Origin of the sequence: Pseudomonas sp. URMO17WK12:I12 (assembly GCF_000514395.1) — a bacterium.
GTDB lineage: Bacteria > Pseudomonadota > Gammaproteobacteria > Pseudomonadales > Pseudomonadaceae > Aquipseudomonas > Aquipseudomonas mucoides.
Genome location: NZ_AZVV01000014.1, coordinates 82,875 through 100,420, shown reverse-complemented (window position 1 = coordinate 100,420; position 17,546 = coordinate 82,875). Strand labels below are relative to the sequence as shown.

At 59.5% G+C, this 17,546-nt stretch carries 16 protein-coding genes; 4 read left to right on the top strand and 12 right to left on the bottom strand.

The features are described 5' to 3' along the window. Positions 1-34 precede the first annotated feature (34 nt). From D882_RS0120220 to xerD, 5 genes are all read right to left on the bottom strand, one after another. Entirely contained in the window at positions 35-1,387 is a 1,353-nt protein-coding gene (locus D882_RS0120220) for a transporter substrate-binding domain-containing protein (RefSeq protein ID WP_027924912.1), read from the bottom strand. Between the two features lie 121 nt (positions 1,388-1,508). Further along, positions 1,509-2,918 (bottom strand): threonine synthase, encoded by a 1,410-nt coding sequence (gene thrC, locus D882_RS0120215; protein ID WP_027924911.1) that lies wholly within the window; start codon positions 2,916-2,918, stop codon positions 1,509-1,511. A gap of 109 nt (positions 2,919-3,027) precedes the next feature. Next, the gene (locus D882_RS0120210) at positions 3,028-4,332 is read right to left on the bottom strand and encodes a homoserine dehydrogenase (protein WP_027924910.1); all 1,305 of its coding nucleotides are present in this window, start codon (positions 4,330-4,332) and stop codon (positions 3,028-3,030) included. Positions 4,333-4,465: 133 nt separating this feature from the next. After that, the gene (gene dsbC, locus D882_RS0120205; RefSeq protein ID WP_010462985.1) at positions 4,466-5,197 is read right to left on the bottom strand and encodes a bifunctional protein-disulfide isomerase/oxidoreductase DsbC; all 732 of its coding nucleotides are present in this window, start codon (positions 5,195-5,197) and stop codon (positions 4,466-4,468) included. Positions 5,198-5,404: 207 nt separating this feature from the next. Then, positions 5,405-6,301 carry a site-specific tyrosine recombinase XerD gene (gene xerD / locus D882_RS0120200; RefSeq protein ID WP_027924909.1) on the bottom strand — a complete coding sequence of 299 codons (897 nt, stop codon included), beginning with the start codon at positions 6,299-6,301 and terminating at the stop codon, positions 5,405-5,407. 106 nt (positions 6,302-6,407) lie between these two features. Between xerD and D882_RS0120195 the strand changes: the two genes are divergently transcribed. Further along, positions 6,408-8,219 (top strand): sodium:proton antiporter, encoded by a 1,812-nt coding sequence (locus D882_RS0120195; protein ID WP_027924908.1) that lies wholly within the window; start codon positions 6,408-6,410, stop codon positions 8,217-8,219. 58 nt (positions 8,220-8,277) lie between these two features. On the opposite strand, the gene rplS is transcribed toward D882_RS0120195, so the two are convergent. The 5 genes from rplS to ffh form a co-directional block, all read right to left on the bottom strand. Beyond that, the gene (gene rplS / locus D882_RS0120190) at positions 8,278-8,628 is read right to left on the bottom strand and encodes a 50S ribosomal protein L19 (RefSeq protein WP_003175895.1); all 351 of its coding nucleotides are present in this window, start codon (positions 8,626-8,628) and stop codon (positions 8,278-8,280) included. A 45-nt stretch (positions 8,629-8,673) separates the two neighbouring features. After that, positions 8,674-9,447, bottom strand: a complete 774-nt coding sequence (gene trmD, locus D882_RS0120185) for a tRNA (guanosine(37)-N1)-methyltransferase TrmD (RefSeq protein ID WP_154503229.1) — start codon at positions 9,445-9,447, stop codon at positions 8,674-8,676. Further along, complete coding sequence (gene rimM / locus D882_RS0120180) at positions 9,429-9,965, bottom strand: ribosome maturation factor RimM (protein ID WP_008014731.1); 537 nt, start codon at positions 9,963-9,965, stop codon at positions 9,429-9,431. Before rimM ends, trmD begins: the two co-directional genes overlap by 19 nt. 5 nt (positions 9,966-9,970) lie before the next feature. Further along, positions 9,971-10,222, bottom strand: coding sequence for a 30S ribosomal protein S16 (gene rpsP, locus D882_RS0120175; protein ID WP_007944872.1), 252 nt, complete (start codon positions 10,220-10,222; stop codon positions 9,971-9,973). Positions 10,223-10,473: 251 nt separating this feature from the next. After that, positions 10,474-11,850, bottom strand: a complete 1,377-nt coding sequence (gene ffh / locus D882_RS0120170) for a signal recognition particle protein (RefSeq protein ID WP_027924907.1) — start codon at positions 11,848-11,850, stop codon at positions 10,474-10,476. A gap of 195 nt (positions 11,851-12,045) precedes the next feature. On the opposite strand from ffh, the gene D882_RS0120165 reads away from it, so the two are divergent. From D882_RS0120165 to D882_RS0120155, 3 genes are all read left to right on the top strand, one after another. Continuing rightward, positions 12,046-12,858: an inner membrane protein YpjD gene (locus D882_RS0120165; protein ID WP_027924906.1), complete on the top strand. Its 813-nt coding sequence runs from the start codon at positions 12,046-12,048 to the stop codon at positions 12,856-12,858. Positions 12,859-12,870: 12 nt separating this feature from the next. Beyond that, positions 12,871-14,106: a transporter associated domain-containing protein gene (locus D882_RS0120160; protein WP_027924905.1), complete on the top strand. Its 1,236-nt coding sequence runs from the start codon at positions 12,871-12,873 to the stop codon at positions 14,104-14,106. 210 nt (positions 14,107-14,316) lie between these two features. Beyond that, positions 14,317-15,630, top strand: coding sequence for an MFS transporter (locus tag D882_RS0120155; protein WP_027924904.1), 1,314 nt, complete (start codon positions 14,317-14,319; stop codon positions 15,628-15,630). Positions 15,631-15,716: 86 nt separating this feature from the next. Here D882_RS0120155 and purT read toward each other — a convergent pair whose 3' ends face one another. Together purT and D882_RS0120145 are read right to left on the bottom strand one after the other, a co-directional pair. After that, entirely contained in the window at positions 15,717-16,898 is a 1,182-nt protein-coding gene (gene purT, locus D882_RS0120150) for a formate-dependent phosphoribosylglycinamide formyltransferase (protein WP_027924903.1), read from the bottom strand. A gap of 99 nt (positions 16,899-16,997) precedes the next feature. Beyond that, positions 16,998-17,465, bottom strand: coding sequence for a VUT family protein (locus D882_RS0120145; RefSeq protein WP_027924902.1), 468 nt, complete (start codon positions 17,463-17,465; stop codon positions 16,998-17,000). Positions 17,466-17,546: the final 81 nt, after the last annotated feature.

Genomic DNA, 17,546 nt, shown 5'->3' with positions numbered 1-17,546 from the left:
GCACGGCAAAGATGACAGGGAAAAAACAGCCGCATCACTTACCCCGCCGCCTGTCTTTATCCGTCCAGCCTCCGAGTAGACCGCGCAATTGGCCATCGCCGCTGTAGAACGGCACCGTCCACTGATAGATATCCCTGACACCGTGCTTGAACTCCAATTGACGCTCAACGAACCGGGGCTTGCGTGTACTCAACAGGGTAATGAACTCTGCATGCAAGCGCTCTGCCGTCACTTTGGGCAGGAGATCGAGTTCGATCAACTGTCGCCCCTGAATCTGGTCGAAACGGGTTGCCAGACTCTCTTCATAACTTTTGTTGCACATGATCAAACGCCCTTGCAGATCACGTACAAACACCGGATCGGGCATGGCATCCATCAAGGCATGCTGGAAGGCGAGTTGATCGTTGAGGTTCATCTCGTCGTTCAGGTGTTGCTGGTTCAAGCCGGCCAGGCGTCGGTTCCAGAGCAATGAAAGCAGACCAAAAAGACCGACGACAACCAAGCCCCAACACCCCCAATCGCTAAGCCGCTGCCAGAGGGTGGGCGTCTTCATTGATCCGATTCCGCTGAGCCACGTCAAGCGAATGGCCCGCAACTCGGCAGGTGGAAAGGCCTCAAGCGCCTTGTTGAGGATGCTCAGCAACGGCGACTGACCTTTGCGTACGGCCAGATGATCGGCCTCCCATTTGCCCTCCACCGCACGCCCGACCTTGAGTTGCCCCAGCGGATACAGCTGCGCCCCGATTTCATTTTCGATGGTGGCAAAGGCTTCACCGCTTTCAACCAATGCCCTGGCTTCGGCATAGGTTTTGACCGAGCGCAGTTCGATCGCCGGATAGTCGTGGCGAATCGTACCTTCGAGTGCATGCCGGGTCGGCAGCACCAGGACTTTTTTCGACAACTGCTCGAGGGACTGCACCAGAGGTTCTTCTGCCCGCCCCACGAACACCCAGCCAGCACCACCAAAGGCATGACTGAAATCCAGAAAGCCTTTGCGTTCGTCATTCACTGCCAGTGTCGTGCTCATGTCCGCGGCGCCGCTTTCCAGACGCCCGAGCATCTGATCAGTGGAAAACGATTCTTCGTGAACAAACTTCAAGCCTGTCATGGCACTGATGCGATTGAGCAGATCGTTGTTCAAGCCACTCCATCGGCCGTGCTCATCCTTGAACAGATACAACGGGTACTGCACCGATGCGACGGTGACTTGCGGGTGCTCGGCAATCCATCGCAATTCCTCTGCGTCGAGTTTGATCGTCGCATCGACAACCGCCTCCTTCGCCTCGGAATTCACCCATTGCGCTGCCAGCGCCGCGTGGGTAAAGCCCATGACACTGACTAAAAACATCCAGCACACGGCTGGTCCGAGCCTTTTGAAAAACTGCATTACCACTTCCTTCGCGATCAACTCGCCCGTCCTTCATGGGGCGAAAACGCAACAAGTGTGGCACGCAGAAATGAGAAAGCCCGTCAGGAGACGGGCTTCAAAATGTGACAGCTTTTAGCGGTTACAACGGCTTGCCACGGTTGCCATGCTGACTGACAAAGGCCTGCACGGCTTTCAGGTCGTTTGGCAACACGGTGCAACGCTCATCTCTCTCAAACAAATCAGAAAGATGTGTAGGGAGTTCAAGCGCTTTTCCTACACCCGCTTTCTGCACGGCATCCGGGAATTTGACCGGATGGGCCGTCCCAAGGATCACCATTGGAATGTCCAGACTGCGACGGCACTCGCGCGCAGCCTTCACGCCGATGGCGGTGTGCGGGTCCAGCAGCTCGCCAGTTTGTTCGTACACTTCGGCGATGGTTTCGCAGGTCTGTGCGTCATCCACGGCCAGGGAATCGAACAGCTTGCGGGCTTCGGTCCAGCGTTCCTGTTCGACGCTGAAACCGCCACCCTGCTTGAAGCTGTCCATCAGCCCGGCAATCGCTGCGCCGTTGCGACCGTGGAGGTCGAACAGCAGGCGCTCGAAGTTCGACGAGACCATGATGTCCATCGACGGCGACAGCGTGGCGTGCAGGGTTTCCTTGACGTACTGATTGCCGCTCATGAAGCGGTGCAGGATGTCGTTGCGGTTGGTGGCGACGATCAACTGATTGATCGGCAGGCCCATGTTGCGCGCCAGGTAACCGGCGAAGATGTCGCCGAAGTTACCGGTCGGCACCGAGAACGATACCGAACGCGCCGGGCCACCCAGTTGCAGCGATGCATAGAAGTAGTAAACGATCTGGGCCATGATCCGCGCCCAGTTGATCGAGTTCACCGCGACCAGGCGTGTGCCTTTGAGGAAGCTCTGGTCGGCGAAGCTCGCCTTGACCATTTCCTGGCAGTCATCGAAGTTGCCTTCGATGGCGATGTTGTGGATGTTCTCGCCGAAGATGGTAGTCATCTGGCGACGCTGCACTTCGGACACACGGTTGTGCGGGTGCAGGATGAAGATGTCGACGTTTTCGCAGTGCTTGCAGCCTTCGATGGCGGCCGAACCGGTATCACCGGAGGTGGCGCCAACGATTACCACGCGTTCCCCGCGCTTTTCCAGCACGTAGTCGAGCAAACGACCGAGCAGTTGCAGGGCAAAGTCTTTAAACGCCAGGGTCGGGCCGTGGAACAGCTCCAAAACCCATTCGTTGCCGTTCAGCTGACGCAGCGGCGCAACGGCGCTGTGCGAGAACACACCGTAGGTTTCTTCGAGGATTTTTTTGAAATCGGCGTCCGGGATGCTGCCGGTAACGAACGGGCGCATCACCCGGAAAGCCAGCTCGTGATACGGCAGGCCGGCCCACGAAGCGATTTCTTCCTGGGTGAATCGTGGCAGGTTTTCCGGGACGTACAGACCGCCTTCGGTGGCGAGACCGGCCAGCAGGACGTCTTCGAAATTCAGGGCCGGTGCCTGGCCGCGGGTACTGATATAACGCATAGGGGCAAACCTTTGGTTTGAGCTTCAAGTTTCAAGCTACAAGCTGCAAGTAAAAGCCGGACTGCCTTTGACTTGCCGCTTGGAGCTCGCAGCTTGCCGCTGCTTTTGTTTAGTTCAGGTGCTCGACGCGGATCCGTACAACCGGACCGACCACACCCGTCAACGCTTCAAGGGCGGCAATCGCGTCGTTCATGTGCTGTTCCAGCACACGGTGCGTCAGCAGGATCATCGGCACCAGACCGTCATGCTCTTCCACTTCTTTCTGCATGATCGATTCGATGTTGATGCCGCGCTCCGAGAGGATGCTCGCCACCTGGGCCAACACGCCCGGATGGTCCTTGGCCTGAATGCGCAGGTAGTAGGCGCTTTCGCAGGCTTCGATCGGCAGGATCGGATGCGCCGACAACGAATCCGGCTGGAAGGCCAGGTGCGGTACGCGGTTTTCCGGGTCGGAGGTCATGGCGCGAACCACGTCCACCAGGTCGGCGATCACCGACGAAGCAGTCGGCTCCATGCCGGCACCTGCGCCGTAGAACAGGGTCGAACCGGCAGCATCGCCATTGACCATGACGGCGTTCATCACGCCGTTGACATTGGCGATCAAACGATCGGCCGGAATCAGCGTCGGATGCACACGCAACTCGATACCGGCCGCAGTGCTGCGAGCCACGCCGAGGTGCTTGATGCGGTAGCCCAGCGCTTCGGCGTAATTCACGTCAGCGGTGGTCAGCTTGGTGATGCCTTCGGTGTAAGCCTTGTCGAACTGCAGCGGGATACCGAACGCGATGGACGCCAGGATCGTCAGCTTGTGAGCGGCATCAATACCTTCAACGTCGAAGGTCGGATCGGCTTCGGCGTAGCCCAGGGCTTGCGCCTCGGCCAGCACGTCTTCGAAGGTGCGACCTTTCTCACGCATTTCAGTGAGGATGAAGTTGCCGGTGCCGTTGATGATGCCGGCGACCCAGTTGATGCGGTTGGCGGACAGGCCTTCACGGATCGCCTTGATCACCGGAATGCCACCGGCCACAGCCGCTTCGAACGCCACGATCACGCCTTTCTCGCGAGCCTTGGCGAAAATTTCATTACCGTGAACGGCAATCAATGCCTTGTTCGCGGTGACCACATGCTTGCCATTCTCGATGGCCTTGAGTACCAGCTCGCGGGCAACGGTGTAGCCGCCCATCAGCTCTATAACGATGTCGATCTCAGGGTTCGTGGCCACTTCGAAGACATCGTTGGTAATCGCAATACCGGTCGTCTGGAACTGAGGCTTTGGCGTGCGCATGGCAATTTGTGCCACTTCGATTCCACGCCCGGCACGACGAGCAATTTCCTCGGCGTTGCGCTGAAGTACGTTGAAGGTACCGCCACCGACGGTTCCTAACCCACAGATGCCTACTTTGACCGGTTTCACTGTGAACTCCCCATAAAACGGCCGACTCAAGGTCGGCCGTGAAAACAGCCGCGTGCTCGCGGCTCTCTATTAATGGCCTGGCGATGACGCTGCCGGACCACGATCGTCAATGGCTGACCGTGACGATGCGAATTTACTTCGCGCCCAATGCCAGTTTGGCGACTTGTGGCGCAGGCTGGTAGCCCGGAATGACCTGACCGTCGGCCAAAACGATGGCCGGTGTGCCGTTCACGCCGATCGACTGACCGAGGGCGAACTGTTTGGAAACCGGGTTATCGCACTTGGCGGCCTTGATTTCCTTGCCGTCGACCATTTTGTCCATGGCCGCTTTCTTGTCTTTCGAGCACCAGACCGCTTGCAGTTGCTCGTCACCCGGCGAGCCCAGGCCCTGACGCGGGAACGCGACGTAGCGCACTTCGATGCCGCGCTTGTTCAGCTCAGGCACTTCGGCGTGCAGTTTGTGGCAGTACGGGCAGGTGGTGTCGGTGAACACGGTAATGTGCGACTTGGTTTCACCGATGGCCGGGTAGACCACAGTTTCCGCGACAGGGATTGCGTTGACCAGTTTGGACACGCCCAGGCGTTCGGTCTTCTCGGTCAGGTTGACCGGTTTGCCGTCCTTGAGCTGGAACAGGTAGCCCTGAACCACATATTGGCCATCGGCGCTGGCGTAGAGCACGCGGCTGCCTTGCAGTTTGACTTCGTACAGGCCCGGCAGCGGACTGGCAGAGATGCTTTCTACCGGTACTTCGAGCTGGAGGTTTTCCAGGCTTTTACGAATGGCTTTGTCGGCCGCGTCATCGGCGACGGCAAAGGTGCTGACCAACGCAATGGCGGCGGCGGCGAAAATCTGGGTCAGACGCATGAGAACTCCTGAAGGCGGACAAATGGGACGATCAGAACGCCCGTGCCGAAACACCGGGTCATAACCGCCCATCGTACAAACCGGCAAAGCCTACCACATAAGGTCCGTGTGGCCGAATGCGCCTGATGCACGACATTTCGCTCACGGTGCACGACGCTTTATGTAGCGGCTGGCGCAGCCTGCGTCCGGCTGCTACAGAGTCCTGTGTTAACCGCGGGGGTGATGTTTGGCATGCAGGTCTTGCAAGCGCGCCCGGGCGACGTGGGTGTAGATCTGGGTCGTCGACAAATCGCTGTGGCCGAGCAGCATTTGCACCACACGCAGGTCGGCGCCGTGGTTGAGCAGATGCGTGGCGAAGGCATGGCGCAAGGTGTGGGGCGACAGCGACTTGCCGATCCCGGCGACCTTGGCCTGGTGCTTGATGCGGTGCCAGAAGGTCTGGCGGGTCATTTGCTCGCCGCGCTGACTGGGAAACAACACATCACTGGGACGACCACCGAGCAGCTCGCCACGGGCGTCGCGCATGTAGCGTTCGACCCAGACAATCGCCTCCTCCCCCATCGGCACCAGTCGCTCCTTGCTGCCCTTGCCCATCACCCTGAGCACACCCTGGCGCAGGTTGACTTGCTCCAGCGTCAGGCTGATCAGCTCGGTCACTCGCAAACCACAGGCGTAAAGCACTTCGAGCATGGCGCGGTCACGCTGGCCGATGGCCTCGCTTAGATCCGGCGCCTTGAGCAAGGCTTCTACGTCGGCTTCCGACAGGGATTTAGGCAACGGCCTCCCCAACTGAGGCATGTCGACGCGCAAGGTCGGGTCGACGGCGATCAGTTTTTCCCGCAGCAGATAGCGATAAAAGCCACGCACACCTGAGAGAAATCGCGCGGTGGAACGGGGTTTGTAGTTCTGCTCGAGACGCCAGGCCAGGTGATCGAGGATCAACTCGCGACCGGCATTGACCAACTCCAGGCCCTTCTCCTGCAGCCAGCCGTTGAACAGGGCCAGGTCACTGCGGTAGGCATCGCGGGTGTTGTCGGAAAGACCTTTCTCCAGCCACAGGGCGTCGAGGAATTGGTCTATCAGGGGATGATCGATAGCAGGCATGATCGCTCTAGACACGCAGTCTTGAGACAGCGTGCGAAAAAAGGGTGAACGGAATAAATGGCCGCTAGTCTTTCATAGCCCGCTACTTCAAGGAACAGGAGCTTCAATGAACGAACAGCAGATTCTGTTGGCGATTGGCGGTATCGGCGCAGCGGCGTTGGGTTGTCAGTGGCTGGCGTGGCGCCTGAAATTGCCGGCGATTCTTTTCCTGCTGCTCACCGGCATTCTGGTGGGGCCGATTCTGGGCTGGCTCGACCCGCAGGCCATGTTCGGGCCGCTATTGATGCCGCTGGTGTCGCTGGCGGTGGCGCTGATCCTGTTTGAAGGCAGCCTGACGCTGCACCTGTCGGAATGGCGCGAGATAGGTAGCGTGGTGCATCGACTGGTCACCATCGGCGCGCTCTCGACCTGGGTGGTCATCGCCGTCGCGACCCATTACCTGCTGGGTTTCGACTGGTTGCTCGCCATCTTGTTCGGCAGCCTGACGCTGGTCACCGGCCCCACGGTGATCGTGCCGATGTTGCGCGTGGTGCGGCCCAAAGCGTCGATCGCCAACATCCTGCGCTGGGAAGGCATCGTCATCGACCCGATTGGTGCCTTGCTCGCCGTGGTGGTCTACAGCTTCATCATCGCCAGCGCCGCGGGTGAAGGCTTGAGCCATAGCTTGCTGACCTTTGGCGGCGTGATTCTGTGCGGCGGCGTGTTCGGGGTGGCCGGTGGCTGGGTGCTCGGCATGATCATTCGGCGCCAGTGGCTGCCGGAGTACCTGCACAATCTGGCCGCGCTGGCCGCGGTGCTGGGCATTTTCATTACCGCCAACGAAGTGATGCACGAGTCCGGACTGCTGGCCGTGACCTTGATGGGCATGTGGCTGGCCAACATGAAAGGGGTGGATGTGCGGCATATCCTGCACTTCAAGGAAAACCTCAGCGTGCTCCTCATTTCGGGGCTGTTCATCTTGCTGGCGGCGCGCCTCGATCTGAACGCCATGATCGGCCTCGGGCCGCTGGTGCTGATTCTGCTGCTGATCATTCAGTTCATCGCACGTCCCTTGAACGTGACGCTCTCCACCCTCGGCTCGAATCTGAGCTGGCGCGAACGGGCGCTGCTGTCGTGGATAGCCCCGCGCGGGATTGTCGCGGCGGCCGTGTCAGCGATTTTCGCGATTCGCCTGCATGAGGCCGGTCACCAAGGTGCCTTGCTGCTGGTGCCGCTGACGTTTGCCGTGATCATTGGCACGGTGGTGCTGCAAAGTGCCACAGCGCGACCGTTGGCGCGCTTGCTGAAAGTGGCTGAACCGGCGCCCAGCGGCTTTCTGATCGTCGGGGCCAACGCTCCGGCGCGAACCTTGGGCAAAGCCTTGCAACAACTGGGCAGTCGAGTGCTCCTGACGGACTCGAGCTGGGAAAATATTCGAGCGGCGCGCATGGAGGGCTTGCCGACGTACTTCGGCAATCCGGCGTCGCAGCATGCGGACGCGCACCTGGACCTGGTCGGACTGGGACATTTGCTGACGCTATCGCCGTCCGGCGAACTGAACACACTGGCGTCGATGCGCTTTCGTCATGACTTTGGTCATCAACGCTTGTTCGGGCTGGCCAGCGGTCAGGAGAGCCGACGCACCGACAAGCATCGCGCCAGCCATGAGCATCGCGGGCGTTTGCTGGGCAATGAGGAGTTAACTTACGTAAAACTGGCCAATCAGCTGCATCAGGGGGCGGAGCTGTACAGCACGCATCTGACCGAGGGCTTTGGCTGGGAGGAGTATCAGGCGTTGCATGGTGAGCGGGCGACGTTACTGTTTGCTCGCGATGACAGCGGCTGGGTGCATGTGGTGACGCCGGACAGTGCGCTTAAACCTTCGGCAGGGTGGACGGTGTTGGCATTGATTCAGCCTGAAGATAGCGCGGCAGCGTAAATCGCAGGCAACAAAAAAGCAGCCCGAAGGCTGCTTTTTTCTGCATCGGAAGCTGGACTTAAGCCAGTTTTTCCTTGATGCGAGCTGCTTTACCGGACAGGTCACGCAGGTAGTACAGCTTGGCTTTACGTACGTCACCGCGACGTTTAACGGCCATGCTGTCGATTTGCGGGCTGTAGGTCTGGAAAGTACGCTCTACGCCAACACCGTTGGAGATTTTACGAACGGTGAATGCACTGTTTACGCCGCGGTTACGCTTGGCGATAACAACACCTTCGAACGCTTGCAGACGCGAACGGTCGCCTTCCTTCACTTTCACCTGAACGACAATGGTGTCGCCCGGGGCAAAGGTAGGGATCTCTTTGGTCATCTGCTCTGCTTCGAGTGCAAGGATGATTTTGTTAGTCATGCTGTGCTCCTAAGGTAAATCGTCGGATCTACCATCGATACGTTGTTAACTATCGTCCCGCTCGCGGATGTATTCCTCGAGCAGCTTCTTCTCTTCTCCAGAAAGCGAGCGGCTTTCCAGAAGATCGGCGCGTCGTTCAAAGGTCCTACCAAGGGACTGCTGTAAACGCCAACGCCGGATATGCGCGTGATTGCCACTTAGCAACACGTCGGGAACACGCTGATCCGCATACACCTCCGGTCGGGTGTAGTGCGGGCAATCCAGCAAACCATCCGTAAAGGAATCTTCCTCAGCGGAGTCCGCATGCCCTAAAGCTCCAGGCAGCAGTCGTGTAACCGCATCGATCAGGACCATCGCCGGCAGCTCGCCGCCAGACAGTACATAGTCGCCAATCGACCACTCTTCATCGACATGAGCTTCAATAAATCGCTCGTCAATGCCTTCATAGCGGCCGGCAATCAGGATCAATGCATCCAGATTCGCCAACTCGCGCACCGCCGACTGAGTCAGTTGACGGCCTTGGGGGGACAGGTAAATTACCTTCGCCGCCTCCCCGGCTGCTGCTTTGGCCTGAACCAGAGCATCTTCCAGGGGCTTGATCTTCATCACCATGCCCGGACCACCGCCAAATGGGCGATCATCCACAGTGTGATGTCGATCCGTCGTGTAGTCTCGCGGGTTCCAACAGGTGAGCTGCAAGAGCCCCTGTTTCACCGCCCGACTGGTGATGCCGTACTCGCTGATGGCGGAGAACATCTCGGGAAACAAACTGATCACTTCTACGCGCAAGTTAGCCACGCTTAGAAGTCCGCATCCCATTCCACCTTCATCTCGCCTGCGGCAAGGTCGACGGCCAACACGCATTGCTCCGTATAGGGCAACAGGCGTTCGCGATCATCCAGGCTGCCAGCGCAAGGCTTGACCACCATTACATCATTGGCGCCGGTTTCCAGAAGATGATCGATTTTCCCGAGCAATTGCCCGAGTTGATCAATAACCTTCAGACCTTCCAGCTGGTACCAGTAGTACTCGCCGTCGGTCAATTCAGGGAACAGGTTGCGCGGCACACAGATCTCGTAACCGGCCAGAAGACGAGCTTCTTCACGATCATCAAGACCCTTGAGCTTCGCGACCAGGAACTTGTCGTTCCCACGTCCGCTGACCAGCTCGACCTGTTTCACATTGCCTTCGCGCTTGAGCGTCCAGGTTTTGTACTGCAACAGGTTTTCTGTCGGATCAGTAAAGGAATACACCTTCACTTCGCCGCGAACGCCATGAACCGAATAAATTTTGCCGATAACGATCAAATCATCAGCAACAGCTGGCGTCGCGTTCATATTGCTCAGGCCGCAGCCTTAGCCGCGTCCTTCAACAACTGAGCAACACGCTCAGAAGGTTGTGCACCAACGCTCAGCCAGTAGGCTACGCGCTCTTGGTTCACGGACAGACGGACTTCTTGACCACGAGCAACAGGGTTGAAGAAACCAACCTGTTCCTTGTGCGAACCGTCGCGCGGGTTGCGGCTGTCGGTTACGGTCAAGTGGTAAAACGGGCGCTTTTTGGAGCCGCCAAGGGCAAGACGGATTGTTAGCATGTGAACATCGTTCCTGTAGTCGGTGCTGCAAATCTAAAGGCACAGCGGGCATAGGTGCCCGAAAGGCCGCATATTCTAAGGAATATCCGGACTTTTGCAAATGACTTTTTCCGGCGGCCTATCGGACGCCATCCAGATTTGCTATAGAGCCGTCGTTGAAAACGGCCAGTCAGCTCCCGCCAAGTGCGGGTTTGCTGGAGATCCCACTTCCGTGTGGGGGTTGCGCCGACATGACTGCCGACGCGAATTCTTTACATCTTTGGCATGCCGCCGCCGGGCAACATACCGCCCATGCCGCGCATCATCTTGGCCATTCCGCCTTTCGCGGAGAATTTCTTCATCATCTTCTGCATCTGCTTGTGTTGCTTGATCAAGCGACCAATGTCCTGCACCTGAGTGCCGGAACCCATGGCAATCCGGCGCTTGCGCGAACCGCTGATCATCTCAGGGTCGCGGCGCTCGGCCGGGGTCATGGAGTTGATGATGGCTTCCATCTGCTTGAATTGCTTTTCTGCCGCACCCTGGGCATTGCCCATTTGCGCCAGGTTGACGCCGCCGATGTTCGGCAGTTTGTCCATGAGGCCGCCGAGGCCGCCCATGTTTTTCATTTGCTGCAACTGATCGCGGAAGTCTTCGAGGTCGAAGCCTTTGCCTTTCTTCAGTTTCTTGGCCAGTTTGTCGGCCTTGTCCTTGTCGAGGGTGGCTTCGGCCTGTTCGATCAGGCTGAGCACGTCGCCCATGCCGAGGATGCGCGAAGCAATACGCTCAGGGTGGAACGGATCGAGCGCGTCGCTCTTCTCGCCCATACCGATGAACTTGATCGGCTTGCCGGTGATGGCGCGAACCGACAGTGCGGCACCGCCACGGGCATCACCGTCGACCTTGGTCAGGATCACGCCGGTCAGCGGCAGTGCATCACCAAACGCCTTGGCGGTGTTGGCAGCATCCTGGCCGGTCATGGCGTCAACCACGAACAGCGTTTCGACCGGGTTGATCGCGGCGTGCAGCGCCTTGATCTCGCCCATCATCTCTTCGTCGATGTGCAGACGACCGGCGGTGTCGACGATGACCACGTCGATGAATTTCAGTTTTGCTTCTTTAATAGCCGCTTGCGCGATGTCGACCGGCTTCTGGCTCAGGTCGGACGGGAAGAAGGTCACACCGACTTCACCGGCAAGCATTTCCAGCTGTTTGATCGCCGCTGGACGGTAAACGTCCGCGGACACGACCATGACCGACTTCTTCTTGCGCTCTTTAAGGAAGCGCGCCAGCTTGCCGGCGGTGGTGGTTTTACCGGCGCCCTGCAAACCGGCCATCAGGATCACGGCAGGTGGAACGGCGCTCAGGTTCAGGTCTTCGTTGGCTGCGCCCATCAGGCTTTCGAGCTCGGCCTGGACGATCTTCACAAAGGCCTGGCCCGGCGTCAGGCTGCGCGACACCTCGGTGCCGACAGCGCGCTCCTTGACCGAATTGACGAAGTCTTTGACCACTGGCAAGGCGACGTCGGCTTCGAGCAACGCCATGCGCACTTCGCGCAGGGTGTCTTTGATGTTGTCCTCGGTCAGCTTGGCCTTGCCGGTGACATGGCGCAGCGTCTGCGAGAGACGGTCGGTTAAGTTTTCAAACATTGCGCGATCCTTTCAGGCCCTGTGTAGACCGGGATAATGGCGGCCCAGACCGGAATAAACATGTGCTCGGCGAGCCTGCGGCGTGGGCAGGTCGCGGATTATAGCGAAGACTGCGTCTGGCGGACACCTCACACTTTCGTGCAGCGGGGGTTCTATGCCAAACTCAGCGCCTTTCGGGCTTGCCTAACAGGATTTATGCTCCCCTTGTCACCCAGTTTGCTTACCACTCTCGCCGCCGCCTGCTTATATGCCGCTGCGACTCTATATCAGGGCTCTCGTCTGGCCACCGGCGCCAAGGCGAACAAGCGCCTGCTGGTCACGCTCGGCGTGCTGGCCGTACTGGCCCACAGCGCCAGCCTGTTCACCCACCTGCTGACGCCGATCGGCCTGGGCCTGGACTTTTTCAGCGCCGCCAGCCTGATTGCCGCAGCGGTCATCGCATTGACCCTGCTGGCCTGCTCGCGAATCCCGGTGGAAAACCTGCTCATATTGCTGTTCCCGTTGGGGGCCGCGACCGTGCTGCTGGCGCAGTTTGCGCCGGCCGGCACCGTACAGGTCATTGACGAAGAGCCGGGCATCCTCGCCCATATCCTCTTGTCGATCCTCGCTTATGGCATGTTCACCATCGCGGTGTTCCAGGCGCTGCTGCTGCTGGTTCAAGACCACCAGCTCAAGCACAAGCATCCCTCAGGGCTGATCAAGAACTTCCCGCCGCTGCAAACCATGGAAAGCCTGTTGTTCGGTTTCCTGTGGGCCGGCTGGACCCTGCTATCGTTGTCATTGATCTCCGGCTGGCTGTTTGTCGACAACCTGTTCGCCCAGCATCTGGTGCATAAAACCTTGCTGGCGTGCCTGGCCTGGATTGTCTTCAGCGTGCTGCTGTGGGGCCGTAACCGACTCGGCTGGCGTGGACACAAGGCGATTCGCTGGACTCTCGCCGGTTTCTGCCTGCTGATGCTGGCGTATTTCGGCAGCAAGCTGGTTCGTGAATACATCCTGCATATCTGACGAGCGGCATTAATGGACGACTTGCCCATAGGGCCGATGCTCGCTGTATTGGCCCTGCTGATTTTATGGTCGGGGCTGTTTACCGCCATCGAAGTGGCACAACAGCATTTGCTGGCCCAGCGCACCGCCTCGCGCTCAAGCGACAAACCGGTGGCGAAGCTGAGCTTTCCGCTCAACAGCCTGATTTTCTGCAATACCCTGTGTCGCGCGCTGGTCATGGTCATCAGCACCTTGCTGGCGATTTTCACTTGGTCGGCCAATGGTCCGTGGGCTGCCTGCATCGGTGCTGGCGCCGCACTGCTGATATTCGCCGACTACCTGCCGCGCACCTTCGCGACTCGCTACCCTGACGCCGTGCTGAACCTGGGCAACACCTTGCTCGGTGTTCCTCTGAAAATCATCTACCCGGCCGCCTGGCTGCTCAACGCCATCAGCCAATTGCTGATGCGACCGTTCGCCCGCAAAGTCAAAGTGGTGCAGCAGAGCGAAGATGAAATACCCGGGGATCGCCACGACGATCACGACCACAGTGTCTGCCGCCCGCACCCGCTGTCCGGCATCCACGCGCTGGACAACATCACGGTTAACGACATTCTGGTGCCGCGCAGTGACGTCGACGGCATCAACCTCGACGACCCGATCGAGGAAATCATCGAGCAATTGCGCCACAACAAGCGCACGCGCCTGCCGGTCTTCCACAGCGACATCAACCAGGTTGAAGCGGTGCTCAATACCCGGCACATTCGTCATTTGCTACCGGATGCCAGCCTGACCATGGAGGCGCTGATGGCGGCCAGCCATGACCCTTATTTCGTCCCGGAAAGCACCCCGCTGCAGCTGCAATTGCTGAATTTCCACAAGCAGCAGCGCCGCTTGGGCATGGTGGTCGACGAGTACGGCGAAGTGCTTGGCATCGTCACCCTGGAAGACATTCTGGAAGAAATCGTCGGCGAATTCGAAAGCCAGCACAGCCTGGACAATCCGCACATCCATCCGCAGGCCGACGGGCGCCTGGTGATCGATGGTGCGGCGTCAATTCGCGATCTGAACAAGAGCCTCGGTTGGCATCTGCCTAGTGACGGTCCGAAAACCCTTAACGGGTTGGTGACCGAAGCGCTGGAAACCATTCCGGACAGCGCGGTCTGCCTGAAGATCGGGCGCTACCGGCTGGAGATTCTGGAAACCGAAGATAATCGCGTCACGCGGGTGCTGATCTGGCATACCAGCTCGGTGCCAGCCATCCTCTAATCACCCCGCCCTCCCCCTGTAGCAGCTGCCGAAGGCTGCTACAAGGATTTGCGCTTGTTTGATCGTTAGGCGCCTTCCTATAATCGGAGCGCTTACCCAAGCCCCGCCCCACCCCTGTGCTACCCGCACTCCGCATCAAAACCCACATCCCTGGGTGTTCGACCATAATAATTCGCTCCACTGGGGCACATGACTGTCAGGGATAACCGCATGACGACCAGCACGACTTATACCGAAACCACGCCTGCGCCGACGAACTCCGCCACTCGGGTGGCCACCGCGAGCTTCATCGGCACCGCCATCGAGTTTTACGACTTCTACGTCTATGCCACTGCGGCCGCACTGGTGATCGGGCCGGTGTTTTTCCCGCAGACCTCCGGCACCGCGCAAATGCTGTCGGCGTTCCTCACCTTCGGCATCGCCTTTCTTGCGCGACCGCTGGGTTCAGCGTTATTCGGCCATTTCGGTGACCGTATCGGGCGAAAATCCACCCTCGTGGCCTCGCTGCTGCTGATGGGCGTCTGCACCACGTTGATCGGCGTGTTGCCGGGTTACGACAGCATTGGCGCCTGGGCACCGATCCTGCTGTGCGTGCTGCGCTTTGGCCAAGGCCTGGGACTGGGCGGTGAATGGGGCGGTGCGGCGTTGCTGGCGACCGAGAATGCGCCCAAGGGCAAACGCGCCTGGTTTGGTATGTTTCCGCAGCTTGGCCCTTCGATTGGTTTTCTGGCGGCAAACGGGCTGTTCCTGACCCTGGCCATGACCCTCAATGACGAACAATTCCGCTCGTGGGGCTGGCGGATTCCGTTCCTGCTCAGTGCCGTCCTGGTGATGGTCGGGTTGTACGTGCGCCTCAAGCTCCACGAAACCCCGGTATTCGCCAATGCCATGGCCCGTCAGGAACGGGTGAAAATCCCGCTGGTCGAGCTGTTCAGCCAATACTGGGCACCGATGCTGCTGGGCGCCGGGTCGATGGTGGTGTGCTACGCGCTGTTCTACATCTCGACGGTATTTTCGCTGAGTTATGGTGTGTCGACCCTCGGCTATACCCGTGAAACCTTCCTCGCCCTGCTGTGCTTCGCCGTGCTGTTCATGGCCGCCGCAACGCCGCTGTCGGCATGGGCCAGCGACCGTTATGGACGCAAACCGGTACTGATCATCGGTGGCGTGTTGGCGATTCTGTCCGGGTTCTTGATGGAACCGCTGCTGACTCACGGCTCGACCTGGGGTGTAGCGCTGTTCCTGTGCATCGAACTGTTTCTGATGGGCGTGACGTTTGCGCCGATGGGTGCGTTGCTGCCGGAGCTGTTTCCAACTCACGTTCGCTATACCGGTGCGTCGGCTGCCTACAACCTGGGCGGGATCGTCGGGGCCTCGGCGGCGCCATTCTTTGCGCAGAAACTGGTAGCGATGGGGGGTTTGAGTTATGTCGGAGGGTATGTGTCGGGGGCGGCGGTGCTGAGCTTGATTGCGGTGCTGTGCCTGAAGGAGACGCGTCACAACGATTTGAATCGGGTGGCCTGATAGATCGCCATCGCGGGCAAGCCCGGCGCCTACAGGAACCGCGTTCCCTGTAGGCGCCGAGCTTGCTCGCGATAGTCGCGCCTCGGTTACAGCTCTACAACAACAGCCTGAGCAGCACGGGTCGCTTTAGCCCGAGCCAATTCAATCGACTCATCCCGCGCCAACGCCACACCCATCCGGCGCTGACCATTCACTTCAGGCTTGCCGAACAAACGCAACGCCGTGTCCGGCTCGCTCAATGCCGCACCCAGGTTAGCGAAAGCGGTCTGGGTCGATTGCCCCTCCACCAGAATCACCGCCGAAGCCGAAGGCCCGAACTGACGGATCAACGGGATCGGCAGGCCCAGAATTGCCCGCGCGTGCAGCGCGAATTGCGACAGGTCCTGGGAAATCAGGGTCACCAGGCCGGTGTCATGCGGACGCGGCGAGACTTCGCTGAACCACACCTGATCCCCTTTGATGAACAATTCAACGCCAAACAGCCCACGACCACCCAAGGCTTCGGTCACGGCTTTGGCAACGCGCTCGGACTCAGCCAAGGCAACCGGGCTCATGGCTTGCGGCTGCCAGGATTCCTGATAGTCGCCCTTCTCCTGACGGTGACCGACCGGCGCGCAGAACGTGGTGCCGCCGACATGGCGTACGGTCAGCAGGGTAATTTCGTAGTCGAAGTCGATGAAGCCTTCGACGATCACGCGACCTTTGCCGGCACGACCGCCTTCTTGCGCGTAGTCCCACGCGGTTTTGACGTCATCGGCGCTGCGCAACAGGCTCTGACCCTTGCCCGACGAGCTCATCACTGGCTTGACTACGCACGGGAAGCCGAGGTCTTCAACGGCTTTGCTGTAGTCCTCGAAGGTGTCTGCAAAGTGGTACGGCGAGGTCGGCAGGTCCAGCTCTTCGGCGGCCAGGCGGCGGATGCCTTCGCGGTTCATGGTCAGTTGCGCGGCGCGCGCGGTCGGGATCACGTTGAAGCCTTCGGCTTCCAGTTCAACCAGGGTGGCGGTGGCGATGGCTTCGATTTCCGGCACGATGAAGTGCGGCTTCTCGGCTTCGATCACGGCACGCAGGGCAGCACCGTCGAGCATGTTGATCACGTGGCTGCGATGGGCGACTTGCATGGCCGGCGCGTTGGCGTAGCGATCCACGGCAATCACTTCAACGCCCAGGCGTTGCAGCTCGATCACCACTTCCTTGCCCAACTCACCACAGCCACACAGCAATACGCGGGTCGCGGTTGGCGACAATGGAGTTCCGATACGGGTCATCTCAGGTCCTCAAGAAGCGGATCATCGAGGGATGCGGCGCCTGGCGCGCTTCCCATGGGGAGAAAGCGCGGCATTTTACATGAACCGAAGGCTTTGGCTTCAGCTGACGACGGCCTGTTTGCGCAAGCGCCAGGCCATGATCAGCCACACGGCGGTCACGCCGGCGAACTTCGAGCCCATGGCGGTGAGGATCACGCCCGGGGTGAAGGCGTCGATCATGCCGAAGAAGATGAAGGTATCGAGAGGAATGCTCAGCGCCGAACTTATCCACAGGCGATCGTGCAGCGGGCGCTTGGTGATGCTGAACACCAGCCAGTCGATGCACTCGGACACCGCGAATGCCGTGGCGCTGGCCAATGCGATGGACGGATCGGAAGTGACGTAGGACAGCACCAGCGCGGCCAGCATCGCGGCGATGGCGCCGTGGCCGAAGCGGGTTTGCACCATGTCGCGCAGCACGAACACCAGCCCACCCCAGGCCGACCAGATAATGTCGAGGTGCGGGGCAGTGGAAAAGGCGTAGTTGATCAGCACGACGCTGCAGATGTAGGCGATCAGGAAGAGCATGGGGCGTGGGGATACCTGTCAATTTGGCGCACAGATTACTTCAGCCCTGCCCAACAACCAAACCCGACGCAAACCCTGTAG